Raw genomic sequence first — 14,443 nt, forward strand, 5'->3', positions numbered from 1 at the left:
CCCATGATCTCGCTCACTCGCTTCGTCGCAGCAGCCACTGTCGCCACCGCCCTCACAGGCACCGCCTGGGCGGGTTCAACACTCGACCGCATCCAGGAAACCAAAGTGCTCAAAGTGGCCACTTCGGCCAACTGGCCACCGCAATCGTTCCTGGGCCCGGACAATCAGCTGCAAGGCTTTGATATCGATGTCGCCAGCGAAATCGGCAAGCGCCTGGGCAGCAAAGTCGACTTCGTGACGCCCGAATACGGGATCATCACCGCCGGGCGCTGGTCGAATCGCTGGGACTTGTCGGTGGGCTCCATGACGCCGACCACCGAGCGCACCCGAGTGCTCGACTTTCCCGCGATCTACTACTACACGCCGTACGTATTCGCCGTGCACAAGGACGCCGCGGGGACGAAGTTGGCGGACCTGAACGGCAAGATTATCGGCGTCGAAGCCGGTACAACGTCGGAGGACTACATCAATCGTCGCCTCAAGATCGACGCCGCCGATGTGCCGCCATTTACCTATGAAGTCACGCCCGGCGAGGTTCGCACCTACGGCGACAGCATGGGCCCGCTGGATGACCTGCGCATGGGTAACGGGGTTCGCCTGGACGCCACCTTGTCCGCGCTTCCCACCATCGTGGCGGCCATCAAGAATGGCTATCCCGTCGTCAGAGTGGAAGGCAAGCCGGCCTACTATGAACCCCTGGCCATCGCCGTGGACAAGGGTGATGAGGCGTTCAACAGCGCCCTGACCAAGATCGTCACCGACATGAAAGCCGACGGCACGCTGAAGCAGCTGTCTGAAAAATGGTACGGCGCCGACCTTACCCAAGTGCAATAACACCCGCCTATGCACGACAGGCGCCCGTCCTCGACGCGGCGCGCTGTACGCCTGCGCCGCGAAAAAAAGGACGACGGACTTCATGCACACCTATAACAACAATTACTACACCGCCACGATGCGCGAGACGACTGAGCGCGCTGCGCTGTGTGGCAATGCCCAGGCCGATGTCTGCATCATCGGCGCGGGGCTGGCGGGGCTGAGCACGGCGTGGGAGCTGGTCTCGCGCGGGCAGTCCGTGGTGTTGCTGGACGCCGGGCGTGTGGCCTGGGGCGCCTCGGGACGTAACGGCGGGTTCGTGCTGCAAGGCTGGTCCGAAGGGTTGTCTTCCATCGAGCGGCGCTGCGGTAAACCCAACGCTGCCGCGCTGTTCAAACTGTCGCTTGAGGGGGTCGATATTGTTCGAGACATGATCACCCATCATCAATTCCCAGGCTGCACGCCAACCCCGGGAAAACTGAGCGTGGTTCGCTACGAAGACGGCGATAACCTCCAGCGCATGCGCGACAAAATGGCGGCGGATTTCGACTTTCACCTCGAGTACCTGGATCGCCAGGCGGTGCGCGAAAAGCTCAAGACCGAGCGGTATTTCCAGGCATTGCGCGACAGCCATGGCTTTCACTTCCACCCCTTGAACTATTGCCTTGGCCTGGCCCGGCTGATCGAGGGCAGCGGCGGCAACATCCATGAACGCTCGCCCATGACCCGCGTCGAAAGCCGCAACGGGCGACACCGGGTCACCACCGATCAGGGCACTGTCGATTGTGCCCATGTGGTGTACTGCTGCGGCGGTTATGGCGGGCCGGAGTTCGGCAAATTACGCCGCGCCTTCCTGCCCATCGCGACCTATGCGGTGCTGACCGAACATCTGGGTGATCGCCTGGCAGAGGCCGTACGTACCACCGATGCCGTGGGCGATAACCGCCGGGCCTCGGATTATTACCGCGTCGTCGAGGGCGACCGCCTGCTCTGGGGCGGGCGTATCACCACCCGGAACCTGCAGGATGAAAAACGCCTGGGGCAGTTGCTGACCCAAGATATCCTCGACGTTTATCCGCAATTGCGCGGCATCAGGATCGACAAAGCCTGGTCCGGGCTGATGGGCTATGCGCGGCACAAAATGCCGCACATTGGCCCGCTTGGGCAGGGGTTGTGGACATGTACATCATTTGGTGGCCATGGTATGAACACCGCGCCGATCGGTGGACGCGTCATCGCTGAAGCGATCTGCGGCGAAACCGATCGCTACCGTCTGTTCGATGCCTATGGCCTGGAATGGAACGGCGGCCCGCTGGGCCCGGCGGTCGCACAAACGGTTTACGCCGGCCTGAAGATGATGGACATGTTTCAGGAAAGGCGTTCGCAACACAGGGCAACTCATAAGAACTAAAACCCCGCGAGGTCAAGCACATGTCCATGGATACGCAGAATCCCGGTCCACTGTTTAACCTCACCGACAAGGACCGGCAATTGCTGGGCCTCCTGCAAGCCAACGCCCGCGAACCCACTGCGTCATTGGCCCGCAAGCTCGGCGTCTCGCGCTCTGCGGTGCAGGAGCGGATTACCCGCCTGGAAAAGGCGGGTGTCATCACCGGGTACAGCGTGCGCATCGACCAGGACCGGCTGCAACAGACGGTTATCTGCTTCACCATGACCTCCTGCACCAACAAGAGTTACACCGATGTCATGACGTCCCTGCGCAAGATGGACGCCGTGCAGGCCGTGTATGCGGTCTCGGGCGAGTCCGACTTCATCATCCATCTCGCCACCTCCACGTTGAGCGAGCTCAACGCCGAGCTCACCCGGATCAACATGATCAAAGGCGTGGCGCACACCGCGTCCCATATCGTGATGGAAACCAAGTTCAGCCGGAAATTGACAGTGTGAGCCGTGGGAAACGCTTCGTCTCCACGAACGGCTTCAATGGCTGACACGTCACTTCTTGCAAAATAATTCGCCTCGCCTCAATATTCAAAGCAATCTCTTGGCTAATTAACGCCAAGCCTGACACCCATGCCATTCGCCGGACTCCACCGCGAATGCAGTTCAAGGAATCGTTGATGCAAACCCAAGACAGCAGTTGGGGCGAGTTGCTCCGCGGCAAGAACGCCACCCGCTCCATCGCGCTTTCAGGCGGCATCGCGCTGTATGCCACCAACACCTACATCGCCACCACGATCCTGCCGTCGGTGGTGGCAGAAATCGGTGGCCTGGCGCTGTATGCGTGGAGTACCACCTTGTATGTGGTGGCCTCGATCCTGGGTTCGGCCCTCACCTCCAAGCTTTTGCAGCGTACCGGTCCACGGCAGGCGTATGCCGTGGCCACGCTGGTGTTCATGGCTGGCGTGCTGATCTGCGCATTGGCGCCAAACATGCCGGTGATGCTGGCGGGACGCTTTATCCAGGGCCTGGGTGGCGGTGTTTTATTGGCCTTGTGTTACTCGATGATCCAACTGGTGTTCGAAGAACGGCTATGGCCACGGGCAATGGCTCTGGTATCGGGCATGTGGGGAGTGGCGACGCTCGTCGGGCCAGCGGTGGGTGGTGTGTTTGCGCAAATGGACGCCTGGCGTTTCGCCTTCGGCTCGATGGTCCCGGTGAGCCTGGCGTACATGGTGCTCACCAGCCGTGCGCTGCCCCCACGGGACACCACCGTGACCGCCACGGCTCGTTTGCCGGTGCCGCAGTTGGTGCTGTTGGCCGGCGCGGTGTTGGCGGTGTGTGCGGGCAGCGTCTCGTCGCTGCCGAGTTGGAACCTGCTGGGCATCGTGACCTGTGGGGTGCTGGTGTGGTTGCTGATCCGCAAGGAGTCCAACGCCACGGTCCGCCTTCTGCCACGGGATGCGCTGAAGTTCAGCACCCCGCTCTGCGCGCTGTATGCGACTACGTGTTTGTTGGTGATCGGCATGAGCAGCGAGATTTTCATGCCGTATTTTCTGCAGCACCTGCATGGCCAGTCACCATTGGTCGCCGGCTACATGGCGGCGCTGATGGCGGCCGGTTGGACCGTCTCGGAAATCCTCAGCTCTGGCTGGACCGGCCGTGGTCCACACCGCGCCATTATCGCGGGGCCGCTGTTTATCGTGGCCGGACTGGTGATGCTGGCAATCACTACACCCATCGCCGGTCACGGTGACTGGATGCTGCTGGCCCCTATCTGCCTCGGGCTGTTCCTGGTGGGTTTCGGCATCGGCCTGGGCTGGCCGCATCTGCTGACGCGCATCCTGCAAGTGGCGTCGGAGCAGGATAAGGACACGGCGGCATCGTCGATCACCACCCTGCAACTGTTCGCCATGGCCATGGGCGCAGCATTGGCCGGGGTGATCTCGAACATGGCGGGCATCAATGACGTGGCGGGCGATGCCGGCGTCGCCAATGCGGCACGCTGGTTGTTCGCCGTGTTTACCCTGGCACCGATGTTGGCGTTGATCATGGCGCTGCGGGCAACACGGACGAAGGCCAACGTCGGGGAAGAATTGACGGTGGCTTGAGACTGAAATCCGTTGCTGCTGCGCCAATAAACACCCTCTTCTGAAAAAGCCCTGAACCTCAGGGCTTTTTTTATTTCCTCGATCAATACCCCGCTCCTGCCCTTGCGTTGATGCGGCAATAATTTCCATCGGGTGACTTTCATTATGAAACTCACCATGACATATTACGCATGTAATATTCAGTAACAAGCCAGCGGGCGTTCGTTTCGCCACTCAAACTCAACGAGGTCATTTCGCCATGGACGCTCAAGTCAGCGCTGTGCCCGAACCCACGACAACTTCCCGGCCCAAGCAGGCCCTGCGCCTGGTGCTGCTGACCCTGGCCGTGGTGGGCGGCGTCTGGTACGCCAGCCACTGGTGGCTGGTCAGCCGGTTTATCGAAGACACCGATGACGCCTACGTGGGTGCAGACGTAACGGTAATCAGCGCCAAAGTGCCGGGCTATATCAGCGAAGTGGCCGTGCAGGACAACCAGTTCGTACGCGCCGGTGACGTGCTGGCCCGCATCGATGTCCGCGACTACCGCACCGCCCTGGCCAAAGCCGACGGTGCCGTGGCCGCGCAACAGGCGACGCTCGCCAACCTGGACGCCACCGAGCAACTGCAACTGGCGGTGATCAACCAGGCCAAGGCGCAGATCGACGCCACCGATGCCGAAGCGCAGCGGGCCAGCGACGATCAGACCCGCTACCAGAACCTGGTGCGCAGCCAGGCCGTGTCGGTGGAAAGCGCGCAACGGGTCAGCGCCGTGTGGAAGACCGCCCGCGCCGACCATTCCCGGGCACAGGCCGGGCTTCAGGCGGCCAACCGGCAAATCGACGTGATTGAAACCCAGCGCGGCCAGGCCCGCGCCGCGCTGCAACAGGCCCAGGCCGAACGTGACCAGGCGCAGTTGAACATCAGCTACACCGAGCTGCGTGCCCCGGTAGACGGCTATGTGGGCAACCGCCGCGCCCGGGTTGGCGCCTACGCTGCGGCGGGCAGCCAACTGATCTCGGTGGTGCCGGCGAAGGGATTGTGGGTGGACGCCAACTTCAAGGAAGACCAACTGGGCCGCCTGCAAATTGGGCAAAGCGTGAGCATCCGCGCCGACATCCTCCCGGGACGTGAATTCCACGGCCACATCGAGAGCCTGGCCCCTGCCACCGGGGCGCAATTCAGTGTGTTGCCGCCGGAAAACGCCACCGGCAACTTCACCAAGATCGTGCAGCGTGTGCCGGTGCGCGTGCGGCTCGACAGCACCGACGCCGACTTCGGCGCCCTGCGCCCGGGCTTGTCGGTGATAGCGAAGGTCAACACCGGTGAGGCATTCGAAGACCAGCCCAGCGCCCTCAAGGCCCAGCTGTGAACAGCCCGCTGCCCGCCCTCAGCACCGCACAAAAGGTCGCGGCCTTCGCCACCCTGTGCGTGGGCATGTTTATCGCCTTGATTGATATCCAGATCGTGTCCGCCTCCCTCAAGGACATCGGCGGCGGCCTGTCTGCCGGGGCGGACGATACGGCGTGGGTGCAGACCGCCTACCTGATCGCGGAAATCATCGTGATCCCCATGTCGGGCTGGCTCTCCCGGGTGATGAGCACGCGCTGGCTGTTCGCGGCGTCGGCGGCGGGTTTTACCTTGACCAGCCTGCTGTGCGCGATGGCCTGGAACATCCAGAGCATGATCGCGTTTCGCGCCTTGCAGGGGTTTCTGGGGGGCTCGATGATCCCGCTGGTGTTCACCACCGCGTTCATGTACTTCAACGGCAAGCAACGGGTGATCGCGGCGTCCACCATCGGCGCCATCGCATCCCTTGCGCCCACATTGGGCCCGGCCGTGGGCGGCTGGATCACCGACATTTCTTCCTGGCACTGGCTGTTCTACATCAACCTGATGCCCGGCCTGTTCGTGACCTTTGCCGTGCCGATGCTGGTCAAGGTCGACCGCCCCAACCCGTCATTGCTCAAGGGCGCCGACTATATCGGTATGGCGTTGATGGCGGTGTTTCTCGGCTGCCTGGAATACACCCTGGAAGAAGGCCCGCGCTGGAACTGGTTCAGTGACAGCATCATCTCCACCACCGCCTGGATCGCCGCCGTCAGCGGCGGGTTGTTTATCTGGCGCTGCCTGGAAATCAAGGAACCGATTGTCGACCTGCGCGCGCTTCGGGATAGAAACTTCGCCCTGGGCTGTCTGTTTTCGTTCATCACCGGCATCGGCATTTTCGCCACCATCTACCTCACGCCGCTGTTTCTCGGGCGGGTGCGCGGGTATGGCTCGCTGGATATCGGCCTGGCGGTGTTTTCCACGGGGGTGTTCCAGTTGCTGGCGATCCCGGTGTACGCGGTGCTGGCCAACCGCTTCGACCTGCGCTGGATTTTGATGTTCGGGTTGTCATTGTTTGCCCTGTCAATGTGGGACTTCTCCCCCATCACCCACGACTGGGGCGCCAAGGAGCTGCTGCTGCCCCAAGCCATTCGTGGGTTTGCCCAGCAAATGGCGGTGCCGCCCGTGGTCACCCTGACCCTCGGCGCACTGGCCCCCGACCGACTGAAACTCGCCTCGGGTTTGTTCAACCTGATGCGCAACCTCGGCGGCGCCATCGGTATCGCCGCCTGCGCCACGGTGCTCAACGACCGCACCAACCTGCACTTCCTGCGCCTGGCCGAGCACCTGAACATCCGGAACGAGTCGATGAATGTGTGGCTTGACCAGCTTTCAGGCAATGCCCAGTTGCTTGGGCAAAACAACCTGGACGCGAGCCAGTTTGCGCTGCATCAGCTGTGGGCGCTGACCTGGCGTGAGGCGCAGACGCTGACCTATGCGGATGCGTTCCTGATGATCATGGTGTGCTTCATCGTCGCCGTGTTGCTGGTGCCGTTGATGCGCAAGGTGCAGCCGCCGAAGCAGCCGACGGCGGATGCGCATTGAGTCGCCGTCAGACAGTGAGGTACTGGATCACCTCGCCCATCGCTTCAATATCGGGAGCATCGCTCACTGCTGCTTGCGAGTTGCACCATGGGTAACTCAGACCTGACACCCACTTCATGACGCTTCCCAAATCCGCAGCGGGCAGCGTCTTCATATGCTCGATGGTGATGGTGAGCTTTTCAACAAGCCCTGATTCGGCGCTGAACTGCCATTCATACACCCCACACCCCACCCGAACTTCTCCGGAATTCTTATCGGACATCCCTACCAGCCATTTGCACTGATAGGTGTCGGCCCCCTCTTCAGGCGGCTGCCCCAGGCAAAATGTATAGACGTTTTCAAAGGTCTGCCCGAATCGCCGCACCAGCACATCGCCAATACCGGCAACCCCTTCAACGTGGGGCGGGAACGAGATGGAACCGGTGCGCACTACCATGTCCAGGGTCGCCTCCGGAACAAACGCCCGGCTGAGCAAATGCGGACGGTTGCCGTCCTTGGCGAGTATGTAGTGCTGAATCGCAAGTTGAGCAGTGTTCATGGTTTTTCCGTCGATTCCCTATCGGATGATGCTCAGGCCTTCTGGATCAACTCTCAGAAGAAACAGCTGGCTCATCAGCGGATTCGGCAGCCAGTTTCAATCGGTCTGCTTTACTGATGTACTTGTCCTTGCGCGCGGGTGCCAATTTGGCGCTGGCCTTTTTGGCCTTGGCCTTGAACAGCTGTTGCAGTTTCTTTTGACGATTCATGTGGTTTATCCGGTTTGTAATCAGTGCTTGCCGCGGTGATTATCCATCTTTCATGCCTTTATCGAAGCACAATTAATTCACGGCACTCCACAGCGCCACAGCGGTCTGTCCCTATACGCCCCTATTCTCGCCCAGCGGAGCCACCATGATCATTGTCCACCACCTCAACAACTCCCGTTCGCAACGCATCCTGTGGCTGCTCGAAGAACTCGGCCTGCCCTACGAGCTCAAGCGCTACCAGCGCGACCCGAAAACCAACCTCGCGCCACCGGAACTCAAGGCCATCAATGCCCTGGGCAAATCGCCGGTGATTGAAGACGGTGCACAGGTGGTGATCGAGTCCGGTGCCATCATCGACTACCTGATTCGCCGTCACGGCCACGGCCGCCTGCAACCCGATCCTGCCACGGCCACCTATGACGAATACGTGCAATGGCTGCACTTCGCCGAAGGGTCGGCCATGCTGCCGCTGATGCTTAACCTGTACGTCGGGCGCCTGGGTGAAGCGGGTGCGCCCTTGCATCCGCGTATCGAATCCGAGGTCGCGAACTACCTGGGTTACCTGGATAACGCGCTGGGGCAAACACCCTACCTGGTGGGTGACGAATTGACCGGCGCGGATATCCAGATGAGCTTCATCGGCGAAATCGCCAGGGCCCAGGGCAAGTTGCAGGCGTACCCGAATGTGGCGGCGTGGGTGCAACGCTTTCAGGCAAGACCCGCGTATCAAAAGGCCCTGGAACAGGGTGGCGAATACGCGTTCGCGAAGTAAAAGGCCAGGCGGTTCCGGCGGGTGCCCATCTGTATTGCGTTAATCCCCGGGATAAGGATTACTGTAGGACGCATCCGGCTTTGAGATAACACAGCATGTTCGAACTCGCCCCCATCCTGACGTATGTCGCCGTGGTCATCGGCCTTTTCCTGATCCCAGGCCCAGCCGTGCTATTGGTGATCACCCGCACCCTCCAGGGTGGCCGCAAGGTCGGGATTGCCACCGGGCTGGGGGTGGCCTCGGGCGACCTTATCCATACGTTGTGTGCCGCGTTGGGCCTGTCCGCCATCCTGATGACCTCGGCCGTGGCGTTCAACGTGGTCAAAATCGTCGGCGCCTGTTACCTGATCTACCTGGGCATACGAGCGTTTATGGCCAAGCCTGGCGCAACCACGCGTAAAGACCTGCCCACGGTGACCTCGACCCAGGCGTATTTCCAGGCGGTGGTTGCCGAAGTGCTGAACCCGAAAACCGCGATTTTCTTCCTGGCGTTCCTGCCGCAATTCATCCACCCGGAATCCGGTTCTTCCCTGGCGCAGTTCGCGGTGCTGGGGTTGATCTTTTCGGGACTAAGTGCCGTGTACACCACGCTCATCTCGATCTCTATTCGTCCGTTGAGCAAATGGATGGTGGGCCTTTCAAGGCTGCGCCGCTGGGAGGGAAAGATCATCGGTACTCTGTTTATGGGGCTGGGGCTGAAAATAGCGCTTCAGCAGCGCTAAGACCGGCGGATACTCATGCGGATCTACATCACAGGCGCCTCATGTGCAGGCGTGACCACCCTGGGCCGTACCCTCGCCTCTTTGCTCAGCCTTCGCCATCTTGATGTCGATGACTTCTATTGGCTGCCCACCAACCCTCCTTTTACAACCAAGCGCCCGCCCGATGAGCGCGTGGCCCTGATTCAGCAATGCTTCGGTGATGACGGTTGGATACTCACCGGTTCTTGTATGGGTTGGGGAGATGCACTGATCAACGACGCCGACCTGATTGTGTTTGTCGCAACGCCTACCTCGGTTCGTCTTGAGCGCTTGGCTGCACGTGAAAAGGCGCGCTATGGAGATCGAATCGCGCCAGGCGGCGACATGTATGAAATACATGTGGCCTTCCGGAAATGGGCATCCCAGTACGACGACCCGACCTTTGCCGGACGCAACAGGGCGTGGCACGAGCGCTGGATGTCGCAGCAAACAGTACCGATTGTCAGAGTGGACGGGTTGAACAGTACTGAGGAAATGGCGGCGAATGTCATGCATGCATTGTCGCAAGGCATCGCAATAGCTCGAAACCAGGAAGGTGACTGAGCTGCGAGGCAAATAGCCCAACGCGGGGCTGGGCTGTTCCAAATGCCACTTTCGCCATTAGCTGCCATTCGTGACGTGCCGCAATCGGACGAGAGCAGCCGTTCATGAACGACTGCCTGCGAACTCAAGCATGCCATCCATCCGAACGGCTCAGTGTGGGCTGGCGGTCGGACGAACCACAATCTCACTCACATCCACATCGTCGGGCTGTTCGATGGCATAGGCGAGTGCTCGCGCAATGGCGTCTGCGTTGATAGCCACACGCCGGTAGGCTTTCATTACCTCGCGGGCTCCCTCATCGGAAATCGTATCGGCCAGTTCGGACTCGACGACGCCCGGGCACACCACGGTGACCCGGATCTTGTCCGTTTCCTGTCGCAGGCCATCCGAGATTGCCCTGACTGCGAATTTGGTCGCGCAGTACACCGCAGCGGTCGGAGAGACCGCAAGACCGCCGATCGATGAAATATTGATGACCTGGCCGAACCCTTGCGCCTCCATGCCCGGCAAGACGGCGGCAATACCGTGCAGCACCCCGCGAACGTTCACATCGAGCATCTGGTTCCACTCGTTGACCTTCAACGAAGCCAAGGGAGACAAAGGCATCACACCCGCGTTGTTGATGATCACATCGACCTTTCCATGTTGCGCCTTGGCGAACGCCACGAACGCCTGCATGGACGCCAGATCCGTAACGTCCAGTGCGCTGGCGCTCGCCGAGCCGCCTTCGGCCTGGATCTCGCGCACCAGGTTGTCCAGCCGCTCGGTACGGCGGGCACCGAGTACCACCCGTGCGCCTTTGGCGGCGATCAGCCTGGCCGCCGCTTCGCCAATACCACTGCTCGCACCGGTAATCAGGACGACTTTGTTTTGAATGTTCGACATATCCGTAGCTCCTGCTGTAGGCATTGAAGTTCAGCATCGACCGCCGATGACGCGGGCGTTGCTGCGGGGTACGTCGAAAAGATTAAGGGGACGGGCCTGGTCGACGCGTGCCAAAACCTGCGCAACTTTTGCCTATTCGTGTCTGTGCACGCGACTGGGCGTTACGACGGGCTCGTGGTAAAAACAAGAGTGCCTGGACCCCCAGGCAGACGCTCATGAATACGTGTGAGAGCCTTGAAATGGAACAGCATGATGCTTTCATCCTTCAAAACACAGCCATCTACCGTCATGAACTGGTTCGCCTGCTGACGCAACGGTTTACGGCGCCCGGGGTCTATGAGACCGCGATAGCGCCCCTGCAGGTCATTCGCCTGGACGCGCCCTCGGAAATTATCCATACCGTCCATAAGCCGGCACTTTGCCTGATCGTGCAGGGGCAAAAAGAAGTCGGCCTGGGTGACGACCGTTATCTGTACGACCCGCTCAATTACCTGGTGGTATCGGTGACACTTCCGGTTTCCGGTCGCGTGTTGATGGCCAGTCCGGAGGCGCCCTACCTGTGTGTCCGTTTTGATTTCGAGGCCACGGAAATCGCTCAGGTCATCGCCGATGCTCCCCCGACGGGCGTGCCGGACGAGCCGGCGCTTGGCCTTTTCCTTGAAAAAGTCGACGTGCCGCTGCTGGAAACAATGCTTCGCCTGGTACGGCTGCTGGAGACGCCGAAAGACATCGGCATGCTGGCTCCGCTGGCCCTGCGAGAGCTGTATTACCGCCTCCTGCGGGGCGTGCACGGACGCCGCCTGTATGAACTCGCCCTCGGTGATTCGCAAACGCGTCGGGTCACCCGGGCAATCGATTGGTTGAATAACCATTACACCCAACCCTTACGCATCGAAGAACTCGCCCGGGTAGCCAATTTGGGCAGCTCTACGTTGCATCATCGCTTTAAGGCGGTGACGGCCATGAGTCCGTTGCAGTATCAGAAACAACTCCGTCTGCAAGAAGCCCGGCGCCTGATGCTCGTCGAAGGACTGGATGTGGCGAGTGCCTGTTATCGAGTGGGCTACGAAAGCCCATCGCAATTCAGCCGAGAGTACAGCCGCCAGTTTGGGTGTCCGCCCTCCAGAGACACCAACCGAGTCTGCCGCCCTGCGTGAAAGTCTGACGGGCTGCCTGCGGCTGCGACGATACCCGCTCGCAGCCGGCTCATTCGTTACCCGCTGGAAAGATGCATCCGCCCCCACGCAATAGCGCTTTCACCTCTTCGATCACCTGTGCGGGGCTTTGGCTCAACTGCTCAAAGAGCGTTGAGTCCGGACGCACGTACGATTGCGAATCGTGCTTCGCGCTCCACAAGACGATGTTCAGCAGGATCGGAATGAGGTCTATGCCCTTCTCCGTCAACCCATAAAAATCCTTGCGCCGGTCATCAGGGTTGGGCGCCTTCGAGAGAATTCCCTGCTCCTCAAGAAAGGCAAGACGAGACGCCAGGACGTTGGTCGCGATTCCCTCTTCCGATTTAAGGAATTGGCCGTAGGTCTTTTTCCCAGTAAAGACGATGTCGCGGATGATCAGCAGCGACCAGCGATCGCCAAATACCTCCACGCCGTAATTCACTGCGCAGTGAGACCGAAAGGCCTCTTTTCGTGTCGTTTTCATGGCCGAACTTTAGCATCACTTGCACATCACAAGTAAAATTTCAGCATTTCACTTGCTTTATACAAGTGAAAAGCCCAGCATGATTTCCACACCTGATGCAGTCGCCGAATGGTTCGGCGCTCTGTCCATGAGAGAACGCATATGCACGTTTTTGTTACCGGCGGCACCGGCCATTCCGGTCCGTACGTCATCTCCGACCTTATCGCCGCCGGCCATGAGGTCACTGCCTTGGCTCGATCCGACAAGGCCGCGGCGCAGGTTGCGGCGCTCGGCGCCAAAGTGCGTCGCGGCAATCTCGAGGACCTCGACGGGCTCAAGGAGGCGGCCGCTGCCTCGGACGGCGTGATTCACCTCGCGCACCGGCAGGACCTGATTCCAACCGGCGGGATCAACGCCGTTGCGGCCGCGGAGCTTGAGATCATGCTCGCCTATGGCGAAGCACTGGCCGGAAGCGCGAAGCCGTTGGTCGTGTCTGGAAGCGTCGGCTCACCCGGGTGGGCGGGCCTGGGCCGGCCGGCCACCGAGGAGGATCCGCCCCTTCCCGGCGGCGATCCGTACAAAAACACCCTGCGGGTTCGGAACATCGTGGAAACCACGGTGATCGGCCTGGCCGAAAAAGGCATACGGTCTTCGATCGTGCGGATCCCTGAGATCATGCACAGCGCCACCGATAACGCGGGCTTCCTTCCGTTGTTGATCGGGCTGGCCAAGGAAAAGGGGGTTGTCGGTTACCCCGCAGAGGGTGCCAACCGTTGGGGGGCCGTGCACGCACGCGACCTCGCCACTGTATTTCGCCTGGCGCTGGAAAAAGGCGCGCCGGGCAGAAGCTGGCATGCAATCGCCGAGGTGGCTATCCCCTACCGCCAGATCGCCGAAGCCATTGCCAGCCGGTTGAACCTGCCGGCCGTGTCTATTCCCGCAGACGTGCTGATGCTGCCTGGCTACTTCGGGTTCCTTGCGAATCTGGTCACGCTGGACACCCCGACGTCGAACGCCATCACGCGTCAGGTGCTTGGCTGGGAACCGACCCAGCCCGGACTCTTCGCCGATCTGGATAGCGGCCATTACTTCCCGGCCGGAGGCCGCCCATGAGCACGATCAGCATCATCGGTTCGGGAGGCATGGCCACGGCGATCGCCGGCCGTATCGCCAAGGCCGGACACACCGTCGAGGTGGTCAGCCGCGATCCCGCCAAGGCACGGGCGCTTGCCGACAAGCTCGCTTGCGGCGCGATCACGGGGACTTACGGCGCCATTCCGGCGGGCGACATCGTGATTCTCGCCGTACCCTACACCCATGCGGTGGCGGTCCTGGCCGACTTCGGGAAAGCGCTCGATGGCAAGGTGATCATCGACATCACCAACCCGGTCGCTCCCGATCTGACTGGCCTCGTTACTCCCCACGGCAGTTCCGGCGCGCAGGAGATCGCCAAGCTTGCCCCGGCCAGCGCGCAGGTCGTCAAGGCGTTCAATACCCTCTTCGGCCACATACTGGCCAAGGATAAACGCCTCGATGCGTTCATCGCGGCGGACGATGCAGACGCCAAGGCGCGCGTCTCGACCTTGCTCGAGAGTCTCGGGCTGCGTCCGCTGGATGTCGGCGACCTGTGCATGGCCCAGACGCTCGAGTGGCTAGGCCTGATGATGATCGGCCTGGCTAAAAACGGTGCCGGCACCTGGGACATATCCATGAACGTCGATATCGGCTAACTGTTGACCGTTATCCCCTCTAAAGCCCCTCCCACCCATGCCGATAACCTCCTGGCATCAATCAATCCGAGCTCCCTTACAACTGATTCGCTCCCCCGCATGCGCGTGTGGCACGTCGCATGCTTGCCTGATC

The 14,443-nt window shown here is 60.9% G+C and carries 16 protein-coding genes; 12 read left to right on the top strand and 4 right to left on the bottom strand.

The window, feature by feature from the left end; genetic code table 11:
- Nucleotides 1-3 precede the first annotated feature (3 nt).
- From LIY45_RS19565 to LIY45_RS19590, 6 genes are all read left to right on the top strand, one after another.
- Nucleotides 4-834, top strand: a complete 831-nt coding sequence (locus LIY45_RS19565) for a transporter substrate-binding domain-containing protein (protein ID WP_226477292.1) — start codon at nt 4-6, stop codon at nt 832-834.
- Nucleotides 835-916: 82 nt separating this feature from the next.
- Nucleotides 917-2,224: an FAD-binding oxidoreductase gene (locus LIY45_RS19570; protein WP_226477293.1), complete on the top strand. Its 1,308-nt coding sequence runs from the start codon at nt 917-919 to the stop codon at nt 2,222-2,224.
- 26 nt (nt 2,225-2,250) lie between these two features.
- A complete protein-coding gene (locus tag LIY45_RS19575; protein ID WP_226477317.1) occupies nt 2,251-2,721 on the top strand; it encodes an Lrp/AsnC family transcriptional regulator in 471 nt (156 codons plus the stop codon).
- Between the two features lie 173 nt (nt 2,722-2,894).
- Complete coding sequence (locus LIY45_RS19580) at nt 2,895-4,325, top strand: MFS transporter (RefSeq protein WP_226477294.1); 1,431 nt, start codon at nt 2,895-2,897, stop codon at nt 4,323-4,325.
- Nucleotides 4,326-4,563: 238 nt separating this feature from the next.
- Nucleotides 4,564-5,673 carry an HlyD family secretion protein gene (locus tag LIY45_RS19585; protein WP_226477295.1) on the top strand — a complete coding sequence of 370 codons (1,110 nt, stop codon included), beginning with the start codon at nt 4,564-4,566 and terminating at the stop codon, nt 5,671-5,673.
- The gene (locus tag LIY45_RS19590; RefSeq protein ID WP_226477296.1) at nt 5,670-7,235 is read left to right on the top strand and encodes a DHA2 family efflux MFS transporter permease subunit; all 1,566 of its coding nucleotides are present in this window, start codon (nt 5,670-5,672) and stop codon (nt 7,233-7,235) included. The genes LIY45_RS19585 and LIY45_RS19590 overlap by 4 nt, the downstream gene beginning before the upstream one ends.
- 7 nt (nt 7,236-7,242) lie before the next feature.
- On the opposite strand, the gene LIY45_RS19595 is transcribed toward LIY45_RS19590, so the two are convergent.
- Nucleotides 7,243-7,773 carry a hypothetical protein gene (locus LIY45_RS19595; RefSeq protein WP_226477297.1) on the bottom strand — a complete coding sequence of 177 codons (531 nt, stop codon included), beginning with the start codon at nt 7,771-7,773 and terminating at the stop codon, nt 7,243-7,245.
- Nucleotides 7,774-7,819: 46 nt separating this feature from the next.
- Nucleotides 7,820-7,981, bottom strand: a complete 162-nt coding sequence (locus LIY45_RS19600; RefSeq protein WP_081253170.1) for a DUF2986 domain-containing protein — start codon at nt 7,979-7,981, stop codon at nt 7,820-7,822.
- Nucleotides 7,982-8,126: 145 nt separating this feature from the next.
- Between LIY45_RS19600 and LIY45_RS19605 the strand changes: the two genes are divergently transcribed.
- The 3 genes from LIY45_RS19605 (at nt 8,127) to LIY45_RS19615 (ending at nt 10,057) form a co-directional block, all read left to right on the top strand.
- The gene (locus LIY45_RS19605; protein ID WP_226477298.1) at nt 8,127-8,753 is read left to right on the top strand and encodes a glutathione S-transferase; all 627 of its coding nucleotides are present in this window, start codon (nt 8,127-8,129) and stop codon (nt 8,751-8,753) included.
- A 95-nt stretch (nt 8,754-8,848) separates the two neighbouring features.
- The gene (locus tag LIY45_RS19610) at nt 8,849-9,475 is read left to right on the top strand and encodes a LysE family translocator (RefSeq protein WP_017475268.1); all 627 of its coding nucleotides are present in this window, start codon (nt 8,849-8,851) and stop codon (nt 9,473-9,475) included.
- A 15-nt stretch (nt 9,476-9,490) separates the two neighbouring features.
- The gene (locus LIY45_RS19615) at nt 9,491-10,057 is read left to right on the top strand and encodes an adenylate kinase (protein ID WP_226477299.1); all 567 of its coding nucleotides are present in this window, start codon (nt 9,491-9,493) and stop codon (nt 10,055-10,057) included.
- Between the two features lie 150 nt (nt 10,058-10,207).
- On the opposite strand, the gene LIY45_RS19620 is transcribed toward LIY45_RS19615, so the two are convergent.
- The gene (locus LIY45_RS19620) at nt 10,208-10,942 is read right to left on the bottom strand and encodes an SDR family oxidoreductase (RefSeq protein ID WP_226477300.1); all 735 of its coding nucleotides are present in this window, start codon (nt 10,940-10,942) and stop codon (nt 10,208-10,210) included.
- Nucleotides 10,943-11,181: 239 nt separating this feature from the next.
- Between LIY45_RS19620 and LIY45_RS19625 the strand changes: the two genes are divergently transcribed.
- Nucleotides 11,182-12,099, top strand: coding sequence for an AraC family transcriptional regulator (locus LIY45_RS19625; protein WP_226477301.1), 918 nt, complete (start codon nt 11,182-11,184; stop codon nt 12,097-12,099).
- A 49-nt stretch (nt 12,100-12,148) separates the two neighbouring features.
- Here the strand turns inward: LIY45_RS19625 and LIY45_RS19630 are convergent, their stop codons facing one another.
- Complete coding sequence (locus LIY45_RS19630) at nt 12,149-12,601, bottom strand: helix-turn-helix domain-containing protein (protein ID WP_226477302.1); 453 nt, start codon at nt 12,599-12,601, stop codon at nt 12,149-12,151.
- A 141-nt stretch (nt 12,602-12,742) separates the two neighbouring features.
- On the opposite strand from LIY45_RS19630, the gene LIY45_RS19635 reads away from it, so the two are divergent.
- Nucleotides 12,743-13,693 (top strand): SDR family oxidoreductase, encoded by a 951-nt coding sequence (locus tag LIY45_RS19635; protein WP_226477303.1) that lies wholly within the window; start codon nt 12,743-12,745, stop codon nt 13,691-13,693.
- Nucleotides 13,690-14,310, top strand: a complete 621-nt coding sequence (locus tag LIY45_RS19640) for an NAD(P)-binding domain-containing protein (RefSeq protein ID WP_226477304.1) — start codon at nt 13,690-13,692, stop codon at nt 14,308-14,310. The genes LIY45_RS19635 and LIY45_RS19640 overlap by 4 nt, the downstream gene beginning before the upstream one ends.
- Nucleotides 14,311-14,443: the final 133 nt, after the last annotated feature.

Origin of the sequence: Pseudomonas sp. MWU16-30323 (assembly GCF_020515595.1) — a bacterium.
Classification (GTDB): domain Bacteria; phylum Pseudomonadota; class Gammaproteobacteria; order Pseudomonadales; family Pseudomonadaceae; genus Aquipseudomonas; species Aquipseudomonas yamanorum.

Coding starts and splice junctions, on each gene's coding strand:
- LIY45_RS19565 (WP_226477292.1), top strand. CDS start 4: ATGATCTCGCTCACTCGCTTCGTCGCAGCAGCCACTGTCGCCACCGCC.
- LIY45_RS19635 (WP_226477303.1), top strand. CDS start 12,743: ATGCACGTTTTTGTTACCGGCGGCACCGGCCATTCCGGTCCGTACGTC.
- LIY45_RS19610 (WP_017475268.1), top strand. CDS start 8,849: ATGTTCGAACTCGCCCCCATCCTGACGTATGTCGCCGTGGTCATCGGC.
- LIY45_RS19570 (WP_226477293.1), top strand. CDS start 917: ATGCACACCTATAACAACAATTACTACACCGCCACGATGCGCGAGACG.
- LIY45_RS19595 (WP_226477297.1), bottom strand. CDS start 7,773: ATGAACACTGCTCAACTTGCGATTCAGCACTACATACTCGCCAAGGAC.
- LIY45_RS19620 (WP_226477300.1), bottom strand. CDS start 10,942: ATGTCGAACATTCAAAACAAAGTCGTCCTGATTACCGGTGCGAGCAGT.
- LIY45_RS19600 (WP_081253170.1), bottom strand. CDS start 7,981: ATGAATCGTCAAAAGAAACTGCAACAGCTGTTCAAGGCCAAGGCCAAA.
- LIY45_RS19625 (WP_226477301.1), top strand. CDS start 11,182: ATGGAACAGCATGATGCTTTCATCCTTCAAAACACAGCCATCTACCGT.
- LIY45_RS19585 (WP_226477295.1), top strand. CDS start 4,564: ATGGACGCTCAAGTCAGCGCTGTGCCCGAACCCACGACAACTTCCCGG.
- LIY45_RS19630 (WP_226477302.1), bottom strand. CDS start 12,601: ATGAAAACGACACGAAAAGAGGCCTTTCGGTCTCACTGCGCAGTGAAT.
- LIY45_RS19605 (WP_226477298.1), top strand. CDS start 8,127: ATGATCATTGTCCACCACCTCAACAACTCCCGTTCGCAACGCATCCTG.
- LIY45_RS19640 (WP_226477304.1), top strand. CDS start 13,690: ATGAGCACGATCAGCATCATCGGTTCGGGAGGCATGGCCACGGCGATC.
- LIY45_RS19575 (WP_226477317.1), top strand. CDS start 2,251: ATGGATACGCAGAATCCCGGTCCACTGTTTAACCTCACCGACAAGGAC.
- LIY45_RS19615 (WP_226477299.1), top strand. CDS start 9,491: ATGCGGATCTACATCACAGGCGCCTCATGTGCAGGCGTGACCACCCTG.
- LIY45_RS19580 (WP_226477294.1), top strand. CDS start 2,895: ATGCAAACCCAAGACAGCAGTTGGGGCGAGTTGCTCCGCGGCAAGAAC.